This is a genomic window from Paenibacillus jamilae, assembly GCF_050482105.1.
GTDB lineage: Bacteria > Bacillota > Bacilli > Paenibacillales > Paenibacillaceae > Paenibacillus > Paenibacillus jamilae_B.
In genome coordinates this window covers 65,686-84,696 of the sequence record NZ_JBCNHI010000024.1, presented here as the reverse complement: position 1 = coordinate 84,696, position 19,011 = coordinate 65,686, and the positions used below count along the sequence as shown (strand labels likewise).

The following is a 19,011-nucleotide window of genomic DNA, read 5'->3' as shown; positions in this document are numbered from 1 at the left end:
TTCTTCTAAGCTTGCTTTAATAAGTTCGAATGTGGCCTTCAATATACATATAAAAGGGGAAAAGGCAGTTATGGACCAGGAATTACTTACTAAGGAATTAAATTTGAAGGTTGAAGGAGAAGATAACCAGAAGCCATCTATAGATCAAGATAAAGCGAATAGAAGAGGGAATCCGATCAGTCGCCTGTTTGATTTTATCTCAGGCGTATTCATTCCGCTCTTGCCATTGCTAATTGGCGGAGGAATCATTCAGGGGATTGCGACTGTTTTATTGGTGGTAGACTTTTTTTCTGATTCTCAAGTCTTAACCGCTTTAGGGTACATTGGTGGGAGCGTATTTTATTTTTTGCCCGTTATGATAGCGATCAATGCAGCAAGAAAGCTTGGTAGCAATATATTTATTGCGGCGGCAATTGGGATCAGCTCATATTCTCCCGGCATTATAGAGCTGCTGCAATCCAGCCTAAAAATGAACTCAGACGGTTTACCCGTGGTGGAGCAACAGTATCTTGCTTCTTTTATACTGATCCTTATTGGTGTCTGGCTTGCATCGAAGATTGAAAAGGGATTGATAAGGTTCGACCGCTATTCAATTCAATTGCTGATCGTTCCGACATTGACGCTTATCATGATTGTGCCTTTATTGCTGTTTGTTTTTGGCCCGCTGTGGACGTCCCTCGCTCATAACTTGTCGGATGGTTTGGCTTCACTGTTTGACGATGCGGACGTATTTGCAGGTCTGCTGTTTGGCGGGACGATACCTGTGCTCCACTTTGCAGGCATGCAATATATGATGTCGATGAACATAATAGAATCCATGGCTACGAATGGCTATGATTCTATTACTCCTGTTGTTGCGGCGGCAGTTATGGCTCAGGCAGGCGCGGCCTTCGGCGTATGTGTTAAGTCCAAAAATGCCAAAGTTAAAACACTCGCTGCTTCCACAGGCCTGTTGGCTATGTTGGGAATCATTGAACCGGCATTATATGGCGTTAATGTGCGTTTCAAAAAACCGCTTATCGCGGGACTGGTCGGCGGGGCTATTGGTGGGGCATGTATGTGTCTGTTTGAAGTGAAATTGACTGCTTTTGCAGCCTTATCTGGCTTGCTAAGCTTACCCCTGTTTTCCGATGCTACATTTGTTTACGCTATTTTGAGCATGCTGATTTCGTTTGTTACGGCTGGCGTAATTACGTATTTTATGGGCTTTGTGGATGAAAAAGAGGGGCCATCAAAAATTGCATCCGCATCCCGTATCAGTGATTCCTCGGGTTTGAATGTGGAAAAGAACTCTAACAGTTAAGTTGCAGCGCTAGCGCCTAATCATCTCATGAAAGTGTTTACAAAAAAATCTTGTCAGCTCAGTGTTTATATGATATTATGATGTCAGTTAATCAAAACTGCACAATCATGGATTGTTACTGAGCATATCGGGCAAAACCATAAACAGGCACTATGTGTCAGTTTTGGTATTGCCTTTTTTTACTACTCCAAGCGGCTTAAGGTGATGGAATGAAGATTGCAAAGGTGCTGAATAATAACGTCGTAACGGTCATTGATGAACAGCAGAAAGAATTAGTCATTATGGGAAGAGGAATTGCTTTTAAAAAAAACACAGGCGATGAGATTGAAGAAGGGAAAATCGAGAAAATATTTAAGCTTGAAAGTACCGAAGTTTCCCGCAAATTGATGACCCTGATGTCTGATATCCCTATTGAGTATGTTGAAATTTCTGATGAAATCATCCAATATGCCAAAACGATACTTGGTGTAGAGTTGCATGACAGCATCTATATTTCGCTGACAGATCATATCCATTTTGCCATAGAGCGTTATCGTTTGGGTATGGACATCAAGAATGCACTTTACTGGGAAATCAAACGAATGTACCGCAAGGAATTCGCAATTGGTACCAAAGCATTACACATGATTCAGGACAAGCTGGGGGTTACACTTCCAGATGATGAAGGGGCGTTTATTGCCTTACATTTGGTGAATGCACAGCTTAACAGTGAAATGCGTGAAACGATAACCCTGACTAATATTGTCAAGGATATCATAAACATTGTTAGCCGCTTTTTTGTAATGGAGCTGGATGAGGAGTCGTTAAGCTATTACCGCTTTATTACACATCTCAAATTTTTTGCCCAACGGGTTATGAATGGAACGCCTGTACAAAATACAGATAATTCCCTTCATGATATGGTTAAGGTACAATATAAGGACGCTTATGCTTGTGCGGAAAAAATAAGAGATTATACGACTAAGATCTATGGTCGGAGCTTGTCCCAGGATGAGATGCTGTATCTCACCATTCATATCGAGCGTATCATTAAAAATCAATGATTTCATGTATGATCAGGGATTTAGGATTGCTACTTCTAAACCAGAAGGCAAAACCTGAATGCTGAAAGAAGATTGGCTTTTATCAAGCTGTCTGCTTTCTGTATTCAGGTTTTTTTTGTTCCGAATTTTCACACTTTATACCTTAAAAGAAAAGAGGAAAACCTCATGGATCGAAATCAATTATCCAAAGAGATACTTACATTGGTCGGTGGAGAAGAAAACGTAGAGCAGGTCATTCACTGCATGACGCGCTTGCGCTTCAACCTTCACGATGATAAGAAAGCTCAGAAAGAGCAGTTGCAAAAAACGGATGGCGTCATGGGAGTCATGGAAAGTGGCGGCCAGTTTCAGGTGATTATCGGTAATGATGTAGCTAACGTGTACAAAGCATTGGTGAGCAACATGTCCAAGGCTCCGCAAAGTGAAGCAAGCACCAGCACTGCATCCAAGAAAAAACAAAACCCGATCAGTCAACTGTTCGACTTTATTGCGGGTATGTTTACACCTATTTTACCGGCGATCACTGGTGCAGGTATGATCAAAGGGATCATTGCTCTTTTGGTAGCGATGAACTGGATGTCCGATAAGAGCCAAACCTATACGATTTTAGCGGCAATAGGTGACGGTGCATTCTACTTCCTGCCGATTATTTTGGCTGTGAGTGCGGCTAGAAAACTTGGCAGTAATATGTTTATTGGTGCGGCGATTGGTGCGTCCATTTTGCACCCGACGATTACAGCTTTACTGGCATCTAACGTGAAGGTTAGCTTTATTGGTCTTCCGGTGACAGCGGCCACGTATTCTTCGACCGTTATTCCAATCGTTATTGCAGTCTGGCTAGCATCTTATGTTGAAAAATTTATTGATAAGTATACACATGCATCACTGAAGCTGCTCGTTGTTCCGACATTGACTCTATTGATTATTGTCCCTTTGACTTTAGTTGCTGTAGGGCCACTCGGCTCCATTATTGGTAATGGCCTGTCAGGCGGTATCTCTTGGTTGTTTGAAAATACAGGTGCACTTGCAGGTCTGCTGCTGGGCGGTACCTTCTCGCTGATCATTATGACGGGTATGCACTACGCGTTGGTTCCTATTATGATCGGTTCGATTGCAACGTTGGGCTATGACTATATGATTCCAATTATGGGTGCAGCTAACTTGGCTCAAGCGGGTGCTACACTTGGCGTATTCTTGAAATCCAAAAATGCCAAAGTCAAAACAGTGGCCTTCTCCACAAGCTTGACGGCTATTATGGGTGTAACCGAGCCTGCAATGTATGGTGTGAATATGCGGTTTAAAAAACCGTTTACTGCAGCGCTGATTGGCGGAGCTGTCGGCGGGGGCTTCATGAGTTTGTTTGGTACAAAAGCATACGTCGTTGGGGGACTCGTTGGTTTGCCTGGTTTGGCAATGTTTATTGGACCGACATTCCTGTACGCAATTCTTGGTCTCATCATTGCATTTGTAGTTGCTACGATTGTTACCTATGTGATCGGTTTTACAGATGAAAAGAACGAAGAAGCACCACAAGCAGCAGATACTGCCGGTGACATCTCCACTGAGGAAGTGGCACAATCTGCGATGAACTCGCTGCCGAAAGGTGAGGAAATCCCGGTATTCAGCCCAATTATGGGTGAAGTTAAACCGCTTAGTGAAGTCAATGATCCTGCATTTTCTCAAGAAATTATGGGTAGAGGATGGGCTATTGAACCCTCCGAAGGTCGGGTTGTTTCCCCGGTTGACGGCACAGTGTTCTCCATTTCCAAGAGCGGACATGCTGTAGGCTTGGTGAGTGATTCAGGACTTGAAATGCTCATTCATGTTGGGATGGACACTGTTAAACTAAAAGGACTTCATTTTACGCCCCATCTTAAAGCAGGAGATCGTGTGAAAGTAGGCGATCTTATACTGGAGTTTGATCTAATGGAGATCCGCAAGGCTGGTTACGAAACGATTACGCCTGTTATTGTTACGAATGTAGATCAGTTTAGCGAGTTGAAACCTGCTGGAAATCAGCAAAAAGTGGTTAAGGAACAGGAACTGTTATATACAGTGATCGTCTGACAGTCGAAAAATCTACGTATACATTGAATACGAATCGTTGTGTTCAGAATAACAAACAGCAAGCCTTCATCTTACGAAGGTTTGCTGTTTGTCGTTTTCATAAAATCTAAGGCTGAAGCAGCTTTATTATTTTTATTTCAATAAAACCTACAAAAATAGTTGGCTTTGTGATATAGTAATCTTCGGATTGAAGGGTCACTTTAGAAAACATTTTACGTTTAAGTTTGGAGGAAATGATATATGGATACCTTCTTTATTATTTTGAATGTTATCGTGCTGCTTGCACTGCTCGGCGTGTTGGTCTGGATGCAGAAAAAGCGCATCTCTTTTACAAAAAGAGTATTTACCGGGCTCGGCTTCGGGCTGATCTACGGGGCTATTCTTCAGTACGCTTATGGGTCTGGCTCAGAGGTCATTACCAAATCGGTCGATTGGTTCAACCTTGCAGGTAATGGTTATGTCCGTTTGCTGCAAATGGTCGTGATTCCGTTGATCATGGTATCGATTATTTCGGCTATTATGAATTTGAAGGGAAGACAGAACCTTGGCAAAATAAGCGTGTCCATTATTGCAGTGCTACTGATTACAACGGCAATTGCTGCTTCAGTAAGTATTGTAACCAGCCTGTCTTTTGATCTGAAAGCAATTGAGATTCAAAGTGGGGAGAAGGAGCAGGCACAGGGCCTGAAGATGGAAGAACGACTGGGAACAGTCCAGGATATGACCATTCCACAGCAGGTGCTGGAATTTATTCCTTCGAATCCTTTTGAAGATATGACGGGGGCACGCCGTACATCGACATTGGCAGTGGTTATTTTCTCGGCCTTTATCGGGGTGGCAGTGCTTGGTTTAGATCGTAAAAAACCGGAACAGGCACAAACCTTCCGCAAAGTGATCGACGCAGTGTACGCTGTAGTGATGCGGATTGTAACGCTAGTGCTGAGATTAACGCCTTACGGTATTTTGGCACTGATCACGAAAGTCGTAGCTACGACAAATCCGGATGAAATCTTGAAGCTGATCAAGTTTGTACTTGCTTCTTATGTGGCTTTATTGGTTATGTTCGTCATTCATCTTATTTTGTTGGCCTTGTTCGGCTACAATCCAGTGACATATGTGAAAAAGGTATTGCCTACACTGGTTTTTGCTTTTACGTCTCGTTCCAGTGCAGCGACCATTCCATTAAATGTTGAAACACAAACGAAAAAGCTTGGTGTGTCCGACGGCATCGCGAATTTGTCCGCAACCCTGGGAGCAACCATTGGGCAAAACGGCTGTGCTGGAATTTATCCGGCGATGCTGGCAGTCATGATTGCACCAACCGTGGGCATAGATCCTACAAGCTGGGATTTTATCCTCACACTTATTCTGGTTGTTACGATCAGCTCATTTGGGGTGGCAGGTGTAGGCGGTGGTGCCACTTTCGCTTCACTGATCGTGCTTTCTACCCTGAACCTGCCTGTGGCTTTGGCTGGATTGCTCATTTCAGTTGAACCATTGATTGATATGGGACGTACCGCGTTGAATGTTAATGATTCGATTACCGCAGGTCTTATCTCTGGCAAAGTACTCAAGGAGAACGATCAAGACGTGTTCAACAACCATGGCACGGATCTGGATGCAGCGGCGCACTCTTAAGTAAAAGATAGACGGATGGTGTACAATGCAGTCTCATATCGCATCTATTGCATATGTACACGTGCAGTGTGTACCTCCATACTTAGAGCCGACCCTAAGGTCGGCTCTTTATTTTGGGCTTATGACCGCGTGAATTAAAGCTGTTCACCAATCTTAATCTATGATACATTAAAATAATGTTTTTCCGGCTTGTTCGGATGAACCGCGGTTCGCAACCATCCCGCGCTATCAAAACTAGGAGGATTTCATGTTTAATCTGTTATGGGGGGCAGCATTTGTCCTCGTCAATTTTATGTTCTTTTTGTTATGTTATCGGTTGTTTGGTAAAAAAGGGCTGTACGCCTGGATTGGCGTTGCTACTGTATTGGCCAACATTCAGGTAACCAAAACCATTGATCTGCTTGGCATTACCACGACATTGGGAAATACAATGTATGTTTCTATGTATATGGCCAGCGACTTACTAAATGAAAAATATGGGCCTAAAGAGGCGCGAAAAGCTGTATGGTTCGGCTTTTTCACTCTGATTATGACAACAATTACGATGCAGATGGTGCTATTGTTTGAGCCTACTGCAACGGATTTTGCCCAGACACCGATGCAACAGCTCTTCGGATTGTTGCCAAGGCTTGCGCTTGCCAGCTTGACAGCCTATGCGGTCAGCCAATTGCTGGATGTGCGTCTATACGCCTGGATTCGCAAGTTTTTCCCGGAGCGTCATCAGCTCTGGATTCGCGGCAATGGCAGCACGATGATCAGCTCGTTTATAGACACTCTTATTTTCTGTAGTATTGCTTTTTACGGCTATGCGTGGGGGATATGGATCGAGCTGCTGTTTACCACCTACATCTTAAAATTCGTACTGACTGCAGCCGGTACACCGATTTTGTATATCGCACGCAATTTCCGCTTGATAGAAGAGGAGGGGCAAACCCTCAAGCCATGATTGGCTTGGGGTTGCCCCTCTTTTTTTTATCCCAGCACGGTCAGTTCCTTCGGAAAGGAGGTCAGCACTTCCACACCCTCAGAGGTGACCAGAACGTCATCCTCGATCCGCACACCTCCGAGACCTGGCACGTAGATGCCAGGTTCAATCGTGAACACGAACCCTTCATGAAGCAGATCGCTGTTACCTCCGTGTACAGACGGATATTCATGAACGCTCATACCAAGACCATGTCCAACCCGATGGTTAAAAGCAGGGCCATATCCAGCGGCTTCAACAACGGCTCGAGCTGCTTGGTCTACGGATGCACAGGAAACTCCCGGGCGAATGGCGGCAATTCCGGCTTCGTTTGAGCGAAGAACCGTATTATATATCGTTTCCAGCTCAGTCGACAGCTTGCCGAAGGCAAAAGTGCGCGTAATATCCGAAGCATAACCATCGGAATATACACCCATATCAAACATGAGCAGATCGCCGTGTTGCAGCTTGCGGGTCCCTGGAACACCATGAGGCAAGGCTGTTTTGGGTCCAGACAACACTGTAGTGTCAAAGGATGGGCCATCTGCCCCGAGTTTTTTCATCTGGTATTCGATTTCGGCTACCAGTTCGACTTCCGTCACCCCTTCGCGAACATGGGTTAGGCCGTGACGAAGAGCATCTTCCACCAAACGAGCTGCATGTTTCAGACGTTGTACTTCCTCAGGAGTCTTTCTCACGCGCATTTCTTGAAGCACTGGACCCAAGTCCACATATTGAGCCGCACCAATGGCAGTATGTAATTGTTCGTAACGGAGGACGGAGACATGCTCCTTTTCCAGTGCGAAAGCTTTCACTTCGGTACCTGTGCGTTGGCGTAACAGATCATATGGATTGTCTGTGTCGGTGTGGGTGGATATACGCTTCACGGAAGAAGCTGCTTGAGCGGCTTCGGCATCCAGAGCTGGTACAATCAGTTCTGGTTCTTGGTCGCGAAGCAGCACGAGCCCTAGAAAACGCTCATGTGGATCACTGGAGAATCCTGTAAGGTAGTAAATGTGTTTGGGATCGGTCACAAGCAGACCATCCCAAGCTTGTGACTTGAGTTCACCATACAATTTGGCAATTTTATCATTCATAGAGTCTCATTCCTTTCTGTCCATTTATTCATTATAGCTCTTGTTACACCCTAATTTATATCTTTAAATGGTTGACTCTCTTGACTGACTTAATGCTTGCAGACGTGCCTGTACGTTGTGATCGTAGTAACCACCATGGTAGCAGAGTACCTTATCAACATCCAATACAGTCAGCTTATCAAGGCTCTTTAGAGCCAACGGCATATCCGGCGTAGCTGACTCAGCGGGACCGACCAGCTCACCTTCGACTACACGCAGTTCATCTGCTGCCAACAACAGCTTGTGTGCAGGCACATACAAGCTGATATGTCCGGGCGTGTGACCAGGTGTATGAATAATCTGTATGCCTCCACCATAAGGCAGATGTTCACCATCCTCAAGCATATGAGCAAAGCGCAAATCTGGCAGGCGGCGAATCATATCCTCTGCTTGTTGCTTGAGTGCAGGCTCCATCAGATTGATGCGTTCCGGCGTCAGCTTTATAAATGGTCGTTCTCCTGTCATATAAGGAATGTCATCCTTATGGGCCAGCAGGGCAGTGTTCGGTAGCAAGTCCAGCAGTGCTTGAACATTTCCGATATGGTCAATATCCTGATGCGTTATAATAATTCTTTTCAGACGGCTTATATCCTCACCCACATCTGAAATAGCCTTGCGCAGAGGCTCCAATTGGCCGAGCATACCCGAGTCTATCAATGTAAGTCCATCCTCATCTTTGAGCAGTACAGGATGAATGATCGAATTTCCAAAAAAAGGTCCCATAGACACTTCCAAAATCAAAATTTGAGTTCCAATATTCATATTAAGTTGCTCCAGATTCCTTTGACTCCGAAGCATACCTCCCGTCTCATGTTGTTAAATTGGTTAATGTAGCGCTGGCTTATGTTCAAGCTCTATTATAAGACCCTTTGGGGTTAATCCGCAAAACAACTCGATATGGCGGTTCCGGCGCTTGTCCTGTACAATAAATAAATCACCACAATAGGGGGGCAGATACGATAATGAACAAGGATCAATCTTTTTCCATTGAAATTGCATGCAGGGAGGATCTTCCCGATATTGTGGATATTTATAATTCTACGATTGCAGGACGAATGGTCACAGCAGATCTGGAGCCGGTGACAGTGGAGAGCCGTATTCCATGGTTTGAGGCTCATGAGGAAAACCATCGCCCTTTGTGGGTACTAAGACAAAAGGGTACCATTGCCGGATGGGCCAGCCTTCAGTCCTTTTATGGACGTCCAGCTTATAATGGTACAGCGGAAATTAGCATTTATGTTCATGAGGATTCTCGTGGAACCGGAACTGGAAGCCGTCTGGTACAGCACTTGCTGAATGAATGTCCTAGACTGGGAATTACAACCTTGTTGGGGTTTGTGTTTGGTCATAATGAGCCGAGTATTGCGTTGCTGCGGAAGTTTGGCTTTGAGCAATGGGGGTACTATCCGCGCGTTGCCGTGCTCGACAGCGTAGAGCGAGATCTGGCTATATTGGGCAAGCGAGTAGATTAATATTGAGCTACAGAAAAAGGCTGTCTCCAGCATCGTCTCATACACTGTCAGTGTAGCGATTTTGGGAGCAGCCTTTTTTACTTTGCTATTTCTTCATTTTTAACGCTGAGGCTTAAAACGTATGCTGTGAAAGATTTGATTAAGCACCTCAGACATCACCAAGCCGACTGCTATGGCCCCTGCGATCATCAGCGTGTTTATGGCCAGCTCCAGTGCTTGAGGATAATGTTGTTGTACGAATTGGCGCATGGCATTATAGGCCATTCCTCCTGGCACGAGGGGGATCATGCCTGCCACGCTGAAAATAATCACAGGCATTTTGTACAGTCTAGCAAAACCTTGACTGACGATGCCGATAAGGATTGTGGCTAAAAGGCTGGCAGTCACAGGTCCCATGCTATCCGTGGTTGAATAATAGACAAGCCAACCCAGCATACCGACAAAACCACATTGCAGCAGCGAGCGTCGGGGGGCGTGAAACAGGATACCAAAAGCAGCGGTGGCAATAAAGCTTGTGAATAATTGTGCAAGCATAAGCTTGGATCTCCTCCAAATTACATATAAGAAATGATAACTGCAACACCAGCCCCGATGGCGAAAGACGTCAGGCAAGCATCTGCACCTTTGGAAAGTCCTGAGACAAGGTGCCCGGACATTAAATCCCGAAGGGCATTTGTAATTAACAAGCCTGGCACGAGCGGCATAACGGAACCAATGATAATTTTATCCATCATCTGCCCCCAGCCAACGATCACGAGCAGAGCCGCCAGTAAGCCGATTAGAAAAGATGCAGAAAATTCTGAGAAAAACTTAACCTTAACGAGCCTGTGAAAATATTGTAGGGCTGCAAATCCGATCCCCCCACACAACACAGCTCCAGGGAAATCCCGCCAGACTCCGCCAAACATGATCATAAAGCAACCGCTGGCCAACGCTGCAGCGATCAGCTGTACACGACTGGAGTAGCGGAGAGGACCACGTTCAATTTCCGAAAGCTCTTTTACAGCTGCGCTGGGAGACAAGGTGCCTGTGCTGATTTTACGTGAAATAGAGTTGACCTCTGTCACCTTGTGCAAATCCGTGGTCCGCTCTACGATTCGGATTAGCTTGGCAGGTTCCGAATCATTGATGGCAAAGAAAATTCCAGTGGGTGTTACATAGCTATGGGACTGGGGGATGCCATAGGCCGAAGCAATGCGGGACATCGTGTCTTCAACACGATAGGTCTCGGCTCCATTTTGCATCATCAGTTTGCCTGCCAGCAGACAAACCTCAATGATTTCAGGAGTAGGGTAGGAATAATTATTCATGCTCGCTCTCTTTCATGCGTCCCAGGTCGTTCGACCCTGTTGTTTTCATTTATTGTAGCACAAAAAGCCGCCTTTTCAGAGGCGGTTAAATTGGGGGAATCTAGGGAATTTATCAAGACTCTATCGTATCAGGAATAACGGTATAGTAGGACTCTTCTAGATATGCTGCAGCCTCGGACAAGCCCATCAACTTAAGCTGTCCTGTTATAAAAGCACGAAGGGCTGAATGGGTGAACAGATGCCGTGTCTGAGCATCCCTAATAAAGGCCAGTCTGGCCTCACGCGAACCACTGCGGAACAACTCGCGTATAGCTTCACCTTGTTGTTCCCAAAGGAACGGCTCCGTAACGTTTAAGAAGTCGCTTGCAATAGAAGAGCTGCGCTTTATAGAACGGGATGCCTGAATACCCAGCCCATTCAACGTAGGAGCAACTTCATTTTGCTTTCGTTCTGTTCGCAAGCTATCGATATAGGAAGCCATATCTTGAATCGGCAGAATGCCAAAGCGCTCCCGAAAGCATTCACGTACATACGCCGTACGTTCATCTATAGCTTGTGGAGGACGCTGACCAGCATGTCCAGAATAGTCAGCTCCACTGGCATAGTAGCGTTTTAATGAACTATTTTCTGTGTAAGCAACGCTTAGAAAATCCTGCAAGTGGCGTGCAACCACCCATACCCCTGTCCAATCGACGGGAGAAACGCACACAATCGGAGCACGTGAAAGGTCTTTTTCAAGACCAAAGTCAGTTAAAAAGCCATAATGTATCCCGTCCACCCCAGCGTGGGCAAAAGGAATAACATCTGGTGGTGTAGCCATATATCGCGGAGCGCGACCCTGTTCCATAATCAATCCCAAATCAAAACTCAGAGAATGCCGGTTCGCTTCAAGCTCCTGTTCAAACTCTATAAGTGCCTCAATCAAAGGTGTGGCTGATCCATAGGCTAGGTTAGAACCGGAATCCATTGTGTATACCTCCCTTATCCAAGTACATCTGTAAAGCGTTCATCCCTAAAAGGTACGTGATTTTACACGAAATGTAAACCTGTATGACGAATATTTTCAAAAATGTGACCTTTTACCCGTGTGTTGTCAAATAAAACGCTTTCGTTCAAACCAGGACAAGATACCTAGTCAGCGAAGTAGAGAAATAAAGTAAGTTTGCGAAAATGCAGTCTTTTCAGTGTATGTTATCACCTGCGAAGTGTGAATGCAGAATAAGGGCTGGGAAGACAGGGTGCAACGCAATAGGCCAACGGGTATAATATCAGGACAAGGTATAGAGGAGTGTCATCCAAAGATTTAACAGAAAGAAGTGGGCATATGAACTTGCAAAAGAAGGCTGTTTTTTTTGACGTAGATGATACGATGTACGATCATTTGCACCCTACACGCGATGCATTGCGTACAGTATTAGGATTAAGTGAGCGTTTTCCATATGAGGAAGTCTACCATCGTATTCGCTATTACAGCGATTTACTATCGGCTAAAGGAGGACTATTGGAGGGGAAGGCAGGGCAGGATGAACTGGATGATATGAGGGAAGGTCGTTTTATTCTGGCTCTACAAGAATTCGGGGTAGATATTACCCGTGAGCAGGCAGTGCATGTCCAACAAGAATACTTGGATCGTCAGTACCGAATTGAGTCTTTTGAGGGGGCTACCTCGTTAATTGATGAATTGATCTCGGCTGGCTATGTGGTTGGTTTGATTACGAACGGTCTTGAAGAACACCAGATGAGCAAAATCAAGGCTATGACACTGGAAAATCATGTTGCGGCAGAGCATATCTTTGTGTCTGGAACCGTTGGTTATGCCAAGCCTGATCCACGCATTTTTGAAATAGTGAACGAACGGACAGGAACTTTAGCAGAGCATTGCTGCTACATTGGAGATTCCTGGCGTAATGATGTGACGGGAGCTATAGCTGCAAATTGGCAAGTCATTTGGTTCAATCACAGGAACGCTACTCCAGAGTCGGATGTAACTGGGGCCTATAAAACTGCGGCAAGCTACGCAGAGCTAAGAAGGCTGCTCCTGCCGGACGCACGTTAGACACGGTACATACTGTGTTATCCAAAAGAATCTAACCTATTTTGAAGCTATTTCAAAAGCTGGTCCGTACTACTATTTATCTGTTATAAATCTAACTTCATTTGAAATGGGTAGAACAGAGAAGGAGGGACCCGCGCATGGTAGAACAATGGAGGCAGGCAGACGACATCATAAGTCAAGTGACCGTATATAGTACGGAGGATAATGACCCAGTTACCATTAAAACAGCCACCCAAGGCGTACGCTGTATTGGCATTGGGACAGATGCAGCCGTATTTACACTCGATACGTTGCCAGGCTACGCGTTCAAGGTGTATTCAGACATGGCGATCGAGAAAAAAGATGCAGAGGCTGATGTATACGAGCGTTTGCAAGGGTCTGATTTTTTTCCTCATTATTACGGAAAAGGCGATAAGTATATTGTTATTAGTTACGAATCGGGTATTACGTTGCTGGATTGCCTGCTGCAGGGAATTCCGGTGCCGGAGCAGGTCATTCTGGACGTGGAAAAGGCGAGGGAATTTGTCCGGTCCAAGGGGCTGAATCCCCGTGATATTCATCTCAAAAATGTACTCATGCAAGACGGACGCGCCAAGGTATTGGACGTATCTGAATATGTAAAAGAAGGCGATGACAAGCGGTGGGAGCATTTGGTGTGGGCGTATCATACGTTGTATTCCAGTTTCTCTGAAGTTAAGGTTCCCTCGTGGATTTTGGATACAATCAAAAAATGGTATTACAAGCTGGACAACTCCAGCATCAACTTGGAGGATTTTGCCCAGCGTGCCAGTCAATTGTTTTCTAAATGGAGATCATAACCGCTGTGAAAAACGCCAGAATACATTCGTATTTTTTCTATACAAAAGGATTGCACCCATTTTACGGGAGCAATCCTTTTCCTTTATCTGAAATCTCTAGGAACTCTTCTGGCTGTACCGCTCGCAATCGCGGCTTGAATCACCTTTTTACGCACCTGCTGTACAGCGCCTTCGTTAAATACACCCGGGATAATATATAGCTTGTTTAATTCATCAGGACGGATTGTGCTTGCGATGGCCTCTGCGGCCGCCAGCTTCATTTCTTCATTAATTTCACGGGCGCGGCAATCCAGTGCTGCTCGGAATATGCCCGGGAAGCAAAGTACGTTGTTAATCTGGTTAGGATAGTCCGAACGCCCGGTGGCGATAACTCCTGCAATATCCTCGACGTCCTCTGGGTTAATTTCCGGAACCGGGTTAGCCATGGTGAACAGGACAGGCGCTTCTTTCATACGCTTCACGTCTTCTCGTTGTAGAATTCCGCCTGCCGACAGACCGATAAACACATCCGCGTCCTTCAGAACCTCAGATAGCGTGCCGGAGAGTCGTTCGGGGTTGGTATGCTGCGCATACCAGTTCCACATCGGATGCTCATATGTTTCATCAGCTGTAAGCGCACCGTGGCGGTCTACACCAATAATATTGACTGCTCCGGCAGATAGCAAAATTTTGGTACAGGCCACACCAGCAGCCCCGATACCACACACAACAATTTTGACATCGGACAGAGCTTTGCCGACCACCTTGAGCGCATTAATCAGCCCTGCATACAAAACGACAGCTGTGCCGTGCTGATCGTCATGAAAAACAGGTATGTCCAGCTCGTCACGTAATCGCTGTTCAATTTCAAAGCATCGTGGCGATGAAATATCCTCCAGGTTAATACCGCCAAAGGCTGGGGCCAGTTGCTTGATGGCCTTAATGATTTCTTCCGTGTCCTGTGTATCCAGGCAGATCGGGAAGGCATCGACGGAACCGAGCTGCTTGAACAGCATGGCTTTGCCTTCCATAACCGGCATGGCTGCATACGGACCAATGTTGCCAAGTCCGAGCACAGCGCTTCCGTCAGAGACAACAGCGACGGTGTTGCGCTTGATCGTTAATCGGAAGGCTTTGTCCTGCTCTTCATGAATTGCCATGCATACGCGCGCCACATCAGGAGTATACACCCGGGATAAGTCGTCACGGTTTTGAATTGGCACCTTAGGCTGCATTTCAATCTTGCCCCCGAGATGTAAGAGGAAGGTACGATCAGAGATGGACAGTACTTTTACACCTTGTGCTTTTTTAATCCGGGTGATCATTCGGTCGATTTCTGCTGGATCAGCAATGGTGACTGTAATATCTCTTACAGTGGTTTTCTCAGAGGTGCGGATGACGTCAATGGCAATGACATCTCCGCCATGTTCGTTTACCAACGTAATCAATTGACCAAACTGAATGTGCTCGGTGGAAATTTCCAGTCGTAAAATAATATTTTTACCGCCAATACCGCCTTGCATACAAACTCCTCCTTTGTCTTTCATAACAAAATAGTGAGATCAATTGATTGCGCTTACAATTGGGAGTAAATCTAAGATCTAGGCTGATAGTTTAAATTAGTGGTTTCTTCCCCTATCATAGTGAACATTCTTCGACTTGTACAGATCAAGCTGAGTAATATCTATGATTTTGTATCCAAAAAGGACGAAAGCCCGGCTGAATTCCAGTCTAAGCAATCGTCCTTTGTATAGCGAAATGATCCATTTTTGGTTTACGTCATATTTTTGCCGTAGTAAATTTCGTCCATTTCGATTTTGAGTCGTGTTGATATATTTTGTTGCTCCTTTTCACTCAGACTTTCTTTTGTGTAGCCGAACAGGTAGTTGTCCAGATCAAATTGTTTTAGCTTGCATTTGGTATGGAAAATATTTTCCTGATACACGTTTACGTCGATCATGTCATACTGATTGCGCACTTCGTCGGGAATATAGTTTTGAATCGAGGCAATGTCGTGGTCGATAAAAAGCTTATGACCATTCATATCACGTGTAAAGCCGCGCACCCGGTAATCAATCGTCATAATGTCCGTGTCAAAGGAATGGGTCAAATAGTGGAGTGCCTTGAGTGGAGAAATTTCCCCACAGGTAGAGACATCAATGTCTGCACGAAATGTGCTGATCCCCTCGTCTGGATGATATTCAGGGTAGGTGTGGACTGTAATATGACTTTTATCCAGCTGTATCACGACAGACTCAGGTAGGGGACCTGGTGATTCTGCATACGAATCATTCGGTACCTCCACAATCGGCCCTTCTGATATAAGCACGGTCACGCTCGCTCCTTGAGGGACATAATCCTGCTGAGCAACATTGAGTACATGGGCACCGATAATATCGGATACATTTTTTAAAATAGCTGTCAGTCGATCCGAGTTATATTGTTCATCAATATATTCAATATAGGCCTCGCGTTCTTCTTTGGTTTTGGTGTAACAAATATCGTACATATTGAAGCTCAATGATTTGGTCAAATTGTTAAATCCGTGCAGGGTAATCCGCTGTTCCGGTGTTATAGTCATAGGCTATTTCCCCTTATAGTCGCAGTATTCATACGTAATATTCCCAACACGCCTTTTCATATACCGATTCATAAAATCAGCTTTGTAGCGGATAAAATAAAGACTTGAACATGTATGTTTTACCCGATTGGTATCATTAAAAACAGCCAGATTCACTTGAGATCCTCTCGATTTTACATGTATGGGAATTAAACGTTAATATACTTTATTTCTTACTCAGCAATTTTTAAGTAACAGAGCTTATAATGTGAACAATATATATGGGAAAGGAACGAAATGGACAGAAGATTCGTAGTACAACAGAAGATGTAGGTTCGGTAATTCATGATTTTTAATGCATGTTATCTTCATAATGCTGAAAGCTTAACCGAATATGATTATAGACCCCAAAAAATAGTGACTTTGTACATTGCGCAAAACGATAAAAGCAACTTCAGTCCCTAATATGCGTATAATGAAATAAACGTAACAAGCTAAGAATTATGAAGTTAAAATGAATTTTGATCGCAAACTCATTTTATAAACCTATCTCATGACTGTAAGAAAAACGGTGGAAGGAGTATCAAGATGCTGGCTTTGTCCGATCCGGCCTGGACTCTGCTCCAAGGCCCCTACGGTTCTTCTCAATACGTTCCAGAAATGTTAAAACAGCTCCAAGCCGGATATGATGGCGAAATGGCTGACACCTTGTATTGGGAGGAATTGTATCACCAAAATACGTTGTATACTTGTACTTTTGCGGCTGTACCTTACCTAGTAGACATTGCGCTAAAAAGTTCTGATATAGAGATTCGGGCAGATATATATACCATTTGCGGAATATTTGAAGCGAAGAATAATAATCCCTTACATACCAAAATCCCGTTAGAATTTGCAAGGGATCAGGTGGAAGTGGATTCTAGCCTGGCAGAATATATTTATACGCAATATCGAAGTGCCATCGTTCGCCTTGCAGAATTGACGGAAGAAATGGTGCTCTATGCGAAAGAACACGAAGAAGATGTCGGCAAGCGCTATGTTCTCGCTGCGGCTGCCGCCTTTGAGGGGGATCATTGCGTAGCCTATATGCTACAAACTTTTGATACAGGTGACGAATATATGCTGGATTGTCCCCATTGCGGTACCCCGCTCTATATTTGGCCTGATGAACAGGGTGACACTCTCGTTGTCTATGATAAAGACCCTGTCAGTTCAGGCAATCTAATCCCCTATCCGATTCGCCCCCGTTCATTGGACCATAGAGGTGCCGATATACAGTGGCTATACGAATATGCTCAAAAAATAGATGAGAAATTACTTCTTGCCCAGTTACCTTACTTAAACGGTTGGGTAGAATGTCCAGTGTGTAATTCACCCATATACATATGGGATGAGTTGATGAAGCTGGCTGATGGTGTTCGGAGGCATACCGCTTAACCAACAAAAAAAGGGGCTGTTTTTTACAGCCCCCTAATTTCCTTTTGTGTTTTTACACTCTTCTTCGTGTGCTTCACTCCAGGCTACTCTCGAAATGGATTCAAAAAGCTTTTAGGAATGTCGGATTCAAAACGCAGCAATACTCCGGTGACGGGATGAATAAACGACAATACCTGTGCATGCAGACCAAGGCGGCCAATCGACTTGCTCTTGGAACCGTATTTTTTATCTCCAACAATCGGATGACCGATATCCTCCATATGCACTCGGATTTGATTTTTACGTCCAGTCTCCAAGCGTACTTCAAGCAAAGAAAAATGCCGATTGGCCTGAAGCCGCTTGTAATGAGTGACTGCATGCTGGCCGTCATTCGGATAAGGACTGGAGTACATTTTCAGCGTCTTGCTTTCTTTCAGCCATGAGGTGATTGTGCCCGCGTCTTTTTTAACCTGTCCTTCTACGAGAGCGATGTATGTTCGTTCATACACAACTTCCTTCCACGCTTGTTGCATTTCCTGCTGTATGGCTTCGCTTTTCGCAAACATCATCACTCCTGATGTATCACGATCCAAACGATGCAGCACAAAAATACGGTTGTACGGATGCTCGCGTCGTACGTGGGCTGTAAGCTGGCGATAGGCTGTGACTTCCTGTTCCTGCGCAGAAGCGACAGAAAGTAGCCCAGCATCTTTATGGATCACGATAATAGCTTCGTCCTCATGCAAAATACGCAGCCCGGTTAGCGGCACCACAGGAGCTACTTTTTCCTTGGAGAGCGCGACAGTCTGTCCTTGCTCCAGCGGGAAATTATGCACGGTACGAGGAATACCATTGACGGAAACTTGTCCACGAGCCAGTGCAGATTTAATGGAATTACGGCCCATGCCAGTCACATGCTCAACTAAAAAGCTCAATAGCTCGGCAGGCTCTTGAACGATGTATGTTTTGGAAGGAGCTTTATCCAAAGTATGGGATCTCTGTTGAGCTTCCGGTCTATAGGAGCCAGATTTTCCGGCGGGTTTGTGATTTCGTCTGGAAGGACTTGTGTTTGGTGTTGATTTAGTATGATTTTTCCGTTGGGGTTTCCGATTATTCATGGGTTCTTTCTCCTTCTTGGAGCCGGGTCTCTTCATATGTTGTGGACCAATTTGCGGCACCGTGTTCACTATATCATGAGAAAACAGTGATTGCCATAAGAGACTAAACCCGATTAACAGACTTCCAGCGG

The 19,011-nt window shown here is 45.0% G+C and carries 17 protein-coding genes; 9 read left to right on the top strand and 8 right to left on the bottom strand.

Going from position 1 to position 19,011, the window contains the following annotated elements; all coding sequences use genetic code 11:
* Positions 1-70: 70 nt before the first annotated feature.
* From ABEW32_RS24285 to ABEW32_RS24265, 5 genes are all read left to right on the top strand, one after another.
* Entirely contained in the window at positions 71-1,303 is a 1,233-nt protein-coding gene (locus ABEW32_RS24285) for a PTS transporter subunit EIIC (RefSeq protein WP_430192572.1), read from the top strand.
* A gap of 209 nt (positions 1,304-1,512) precedes the next feature.
* The gene (gene licT / locus ABEW32_RS24280) at positions 1,513-2,346 is read left to right on the top strand and encodes a BglG family transcription antiterminator LicT (protein ID WP_013369998.1); all 834 of its coding nucleotides are present in this window, start codon (positions 1,513-1,515) and stop codon (positions 2,344-2,346) included.
* A 165-nt stretch (positions 2,347-2,511) separates the two neighbouring features.
* Positions 2,512-4,413, top strand: coding sequence for a beta-glucoside-specific PTS transporter subunit IIABC (locus tag ABEW32_RS24275; protein ID WP_430192570.1), 1,902 nt, complete (start codon positions 2,512-2,514; stop codon positions 4,411-4,413).
* Positions 4,414-4,653: 240 nt separating this feature from the next.
* The gene (locus ABEW32_RS24270; protein ID WP_430192568.1) at positions 4,654-6,051 is read left to right on the top strand and encodes an L-cystine transporter; all 1,398 of its coding nucleotides are present in this window, start codon (positions 4,654-4,656) and stop codon (positions 6,049-6,051) included.
* 247 nt (positions 6,052-6,298) lie between these two features.
* Positions 6,299-6,997 (top strand): queuosine precursor transporter, encoded by a 699-nt coding sequence (locus tag ABEW32_RS24265; RefSeq protein WP_016820648.1) that lies wholly within the window; start codon positions 6,299-6,301, stop codon positions 6,995-6,997.
* A 26-nt stretch (positions 6,998-7,023) separates the two neighbouring features.
* Here the strand turns inward: ABEW32_RS24265 and ABEW32_RS24260 are convergent, their stop codons facing one another.
* Both ABEW32_RS24260 and ABEW32_RS24255 read right to left on the bottom strand, forming a co-directional pair.
* A complete protein-coding gene (locus ABEW32_RS24260) occupies positions 7,024-8,112 on the bottom strand; it encodes a M24 family metallopeptidase (protein WP_430192565.1) in 1,089 nt (362 codons plus the stop codon).
* Between the two features lie 63 nt (positions 8,113-8,175).
* Positions 8,176-8,913, bottom strand: a complete 738-nt coding sequence (locus tag ABEW32_RS24255) for an MBL fold metallo-hydrolase (RefSeq protein WP_488168823.1) — start codon at positions 8,911-8,913, stop codon at positions 8,176-8,178.
* A 200-nt stretch (positions 8,914-9,113) separates the two neighbouring features.
* Between ABEW32_RS24255 and ABEW32_RS24250 the strand changes: the two genes are divergently transcribed.
* A complete protein-coding gene (locus ABEW32_RS24250; protein ID WP_430192561.1) occupies positions 9,114-9,623 on the top strand; it encodes a GNAT family N-acetyltransferase in 510 nt (169 codons plus the stop codon).
* Positions 9,624-9,722: 99 nt separating this feature from the next.
* On the opposite strand, the gene ABEW32_RS24245 is transcribed toward ABEW32_RS24250, so the two are convergent.
* The 3 genes from ABEW32_RS24245 to ABEW32_RS24235 all read right to left on the bottom strand — a co-directional run bounded on the left by ABEW32_RS24245 (position 9,723) and on the right by ABEW32_RS24235 (position 11,900).
* Entirely contained in the window at positions 9,723-10,157 is a 435-nt protein-coding gene (locus tag ABEW32_RS24245) for a threonine/serine exporter family protein (RefSeq protein WP_430192559.1), read from the bottom strand.
* A 20-nt stretch (positions 10,158-10,177) separates the two neighbouring features.
* Complete coding sequence (locus tag ABEW32_RS24240) at positions 10,178-10,933, bottom strand: threonine/serine exporter family protein (RefSeq protein WP_430192557.1); 756 nt, start codon at positions 10,931-10,933, stop codon at positions 10,178-10,180.
* A gap of 112 nt (positions 10,934-11,045) precedes the next feature.
* Complete coding sequence (locus ABEW32_RS24235) at positions 11,046-11,900, bottom strand: hypothetical protein (protein WP_430192555.1); 855 nt, start codon at positions 11,898-11,900, stop codon at positions 11,046-11,048.
* A 357-nt stretch (positions 11,901-12,257) separates the two neighbouring features.
* Between ABEW32_RS24235 and ABEW32_RS24230 the strand changes: the two genes are divergently transcribed.
* Together ABEW32_RS24230 and ABEW32_RS24225 are read left to right on the top strand one after the other, a co-directional pair.
* Positions 12,258-12,989, top strand: a complete 732-nt coding sequence (locus tag ABEW32_RS24230; protein ID WP_430192553.1) for an HAD family hydrolase — start codon at positions 12,258-12,260, stop codon at positions 12,987-12,989.
* A gap of 137 nt (positions 12,990-13,126) precedes the next feature.
* Positions 13,127-13,807: a protein kinase family protein gene (locus tag ABEW32_RS24225; protein WP_430192551.1), complete on the top strand. Its 681-nt coding sequence runs from the start codon at positions 13,127-13,129 to the stop codon at positions 13,805-13,807.
* A gap of 83 nt (positions 13,808-13,890) precedes the next feature.
* On the opposite strand, the gene ABEW32_RS24220 is transcribed toward ABEW32_RS24225, so the two are convergent.
* Both ABEW32_RS24220 and speD read right to left on the bottom strand, forming a co-directional pair.
* Positions 13,891-15,309, bottom strand: a complete 1,419-nt coding sequence (locus ABEW32_RS24220; RefSeq protein WP_430192549.1) for an NAD-dependent malic enzyme — start codon at positions 15,307-15,309, stop codon at positions 13,891-13,893.
* Between the two features lie 251 nt (positions 15,310-15,560).
* Positions 15,561-16,367: an adenosylmethionine decarboxylase gene (gene speD, locus ABEW32_RS24215; protein ID WP_430192547.1), complete on the bottom strand. Its 807-nt coding sequence runs from the start codon at positions 16,365-16,367 to the stop codon at positions 15,561-15,563.
* 567 nt (positions 16,368-16,934) lie between these two features.
* Between speD and ABEW32_RS24210 the strand changes: the two genes are divergently transcribed.
* A complete protein-coding gene (locus ABEW32_RS24210) occupies positions 16,935-17,783 on the top strand; it encodes a hypothetical protein (RefSeq protein WP_430192545.1) in 849 nt (282 codons plus the stop codon).
* Between the two features lie 83 nt (positions 17,784-17,866).
* Here the strand turns inward: ABEW32_RS24210 and ABEW32_RS24205 are convergent, their stop codons facing one another.
* On the bottom strand, positions 17,867-18,880 hold the full coding sequence (locus ABEW32_RS24205; protein WP_430192543.1) for an RluA family pseudouridine synthase: 1,014 nt from the start codon (positions 18,878-18,880) through the stop codon (positions 17,867-17,869).
* Positions 18,881-19,011 lie beyond the last annotated feature (131 nt).

What these genes read in the sequence shown, in the direction of transcription:
- ABEW32_RS24210 (WP_430192545.1), top strand. Translation starts at nt 16,935, where the DNA reads ATGCTGGCTTTGTCCGATCCGGCCTGGACTCTGCTCCAAGGCCCCTAC.
- ABEW32_RS24270 (WP_430192568.1), top strand. Translation starts at nt 4,654, where the DNA reads ATGGATACCTTCTTTATTATTTTGAATGTTATCGTGCTGCTTGCACTG.
- ABEW32_RS24285 (WP_430192572.1), top strand. Translation starts at nt 71, where the DNA reads ATGGACCAGGAATTACTTACTAAGGAATTAAATTTGAAGGTTGAAGGA.
- licT (WP_013369998.1), top strand. Translation starts at nt 1,513, where the DNA reads ATGAAGATTGCAAAGGTGCTGAATAATAACGTCGTAACGGTCATTGAT.
- ABEW32_RS24230 (WP_430192553.1), top strand. Translation starts at nt 12,258, where the DNA reads ATGAACTTGCAAAAGAAGGCTGTTTTTTTTGACGTAGATGATACGATG.
- ABEW32_RS24205 (WP_430192543.1), bottom strand. Translation starts at nt 18,880, where the DNA reads ATGAATAATCGGAAACCCCAACGGAAAAATCATACTAAATCAACACCA.
- ABEW32_RS24265 (WP_016820648.1), top strand. Translation starts at nt 6,299, where the DNA reads ATGTTTAATCTGTTATGGGGGGCAGCATTTGTCCTCGTCAATTTTATG.
- ABEW32_RS24220 (WP_430192549.1), bottom strand. Translation starts at nt 15,309, where the DNA reads ATGCAAGGCGGTATTGGCGGTAAAAATATTATTTTACGACTGGAAATT.
- ABEW32_RS24235 (WP_430192555.1), bottom strand. Translation starts at nt 11,900, where the DNA reads ATGGATTCCGGTTCTAACCTAGCCTATGGATCAGCCACACCTTTGATT.
- ABEW32_RS24225 (WP_430192551.1), top strand. Translation starts at nt 13,127, where the DNA reads ATGGTAGAACAATGGAGGCAGGCAGACGACATCATAAGTCAAGTGACC.
- ABEW32_RS24275 (WP_430192570.1), top strand. Translation starts at nt 2,512, where the DNA reads ATGGATCGAAATCAATTATCCAAAGAGATACTTACATTGGTCGGTGGA.
- ABEW32_RS24240 (WP_430192557.1), bottom strand. Translation starts at nt 10,933, where the DNA reads ATGAATAATTATTCCTACCCTACTCCTGAAATCATTGAGGTTTGTCTG.
- ABEW32_RS24245 (WP_430192559.1), bottom strand. Translation starts at nt 10,157, where the DNA reads ATGCTTGCACAATTATTCACAAGCTTTATTGCCACCGCTGCTTTTGGT.
- ABEW32_RS24260 (WP_430192565.1), bottom strand. Translation starts at nt 8,112, where the DNA reads ATGAATGATAAAATTGCCAAATTGTATGGTGAACTCAAGTCACAAGCT.
- ABEW32_RS24255 (WP_488168823.1), bottom strand. Translation starts at nt 8,913, where the DNA reads ATGAATATTGGAACTCAAATTTTGATTTTGGAAGTGTCTATGGGACCT.
- ABEW32_RS24250 (WP_430192561.1), top strand. Translation starts at nt 9,114, where the DNA reads ATGAACAAGGATCAATCTTTTTCCATTGAAATTGCATGCAGGGAGGAT.
- speD (WP_430192547.1), bottom strand. Translation starts at nt 16,367, where the DNA reads ATGACTATAACACCGGAACAGCGGATTACCCTGCACGGATTTAACAAT.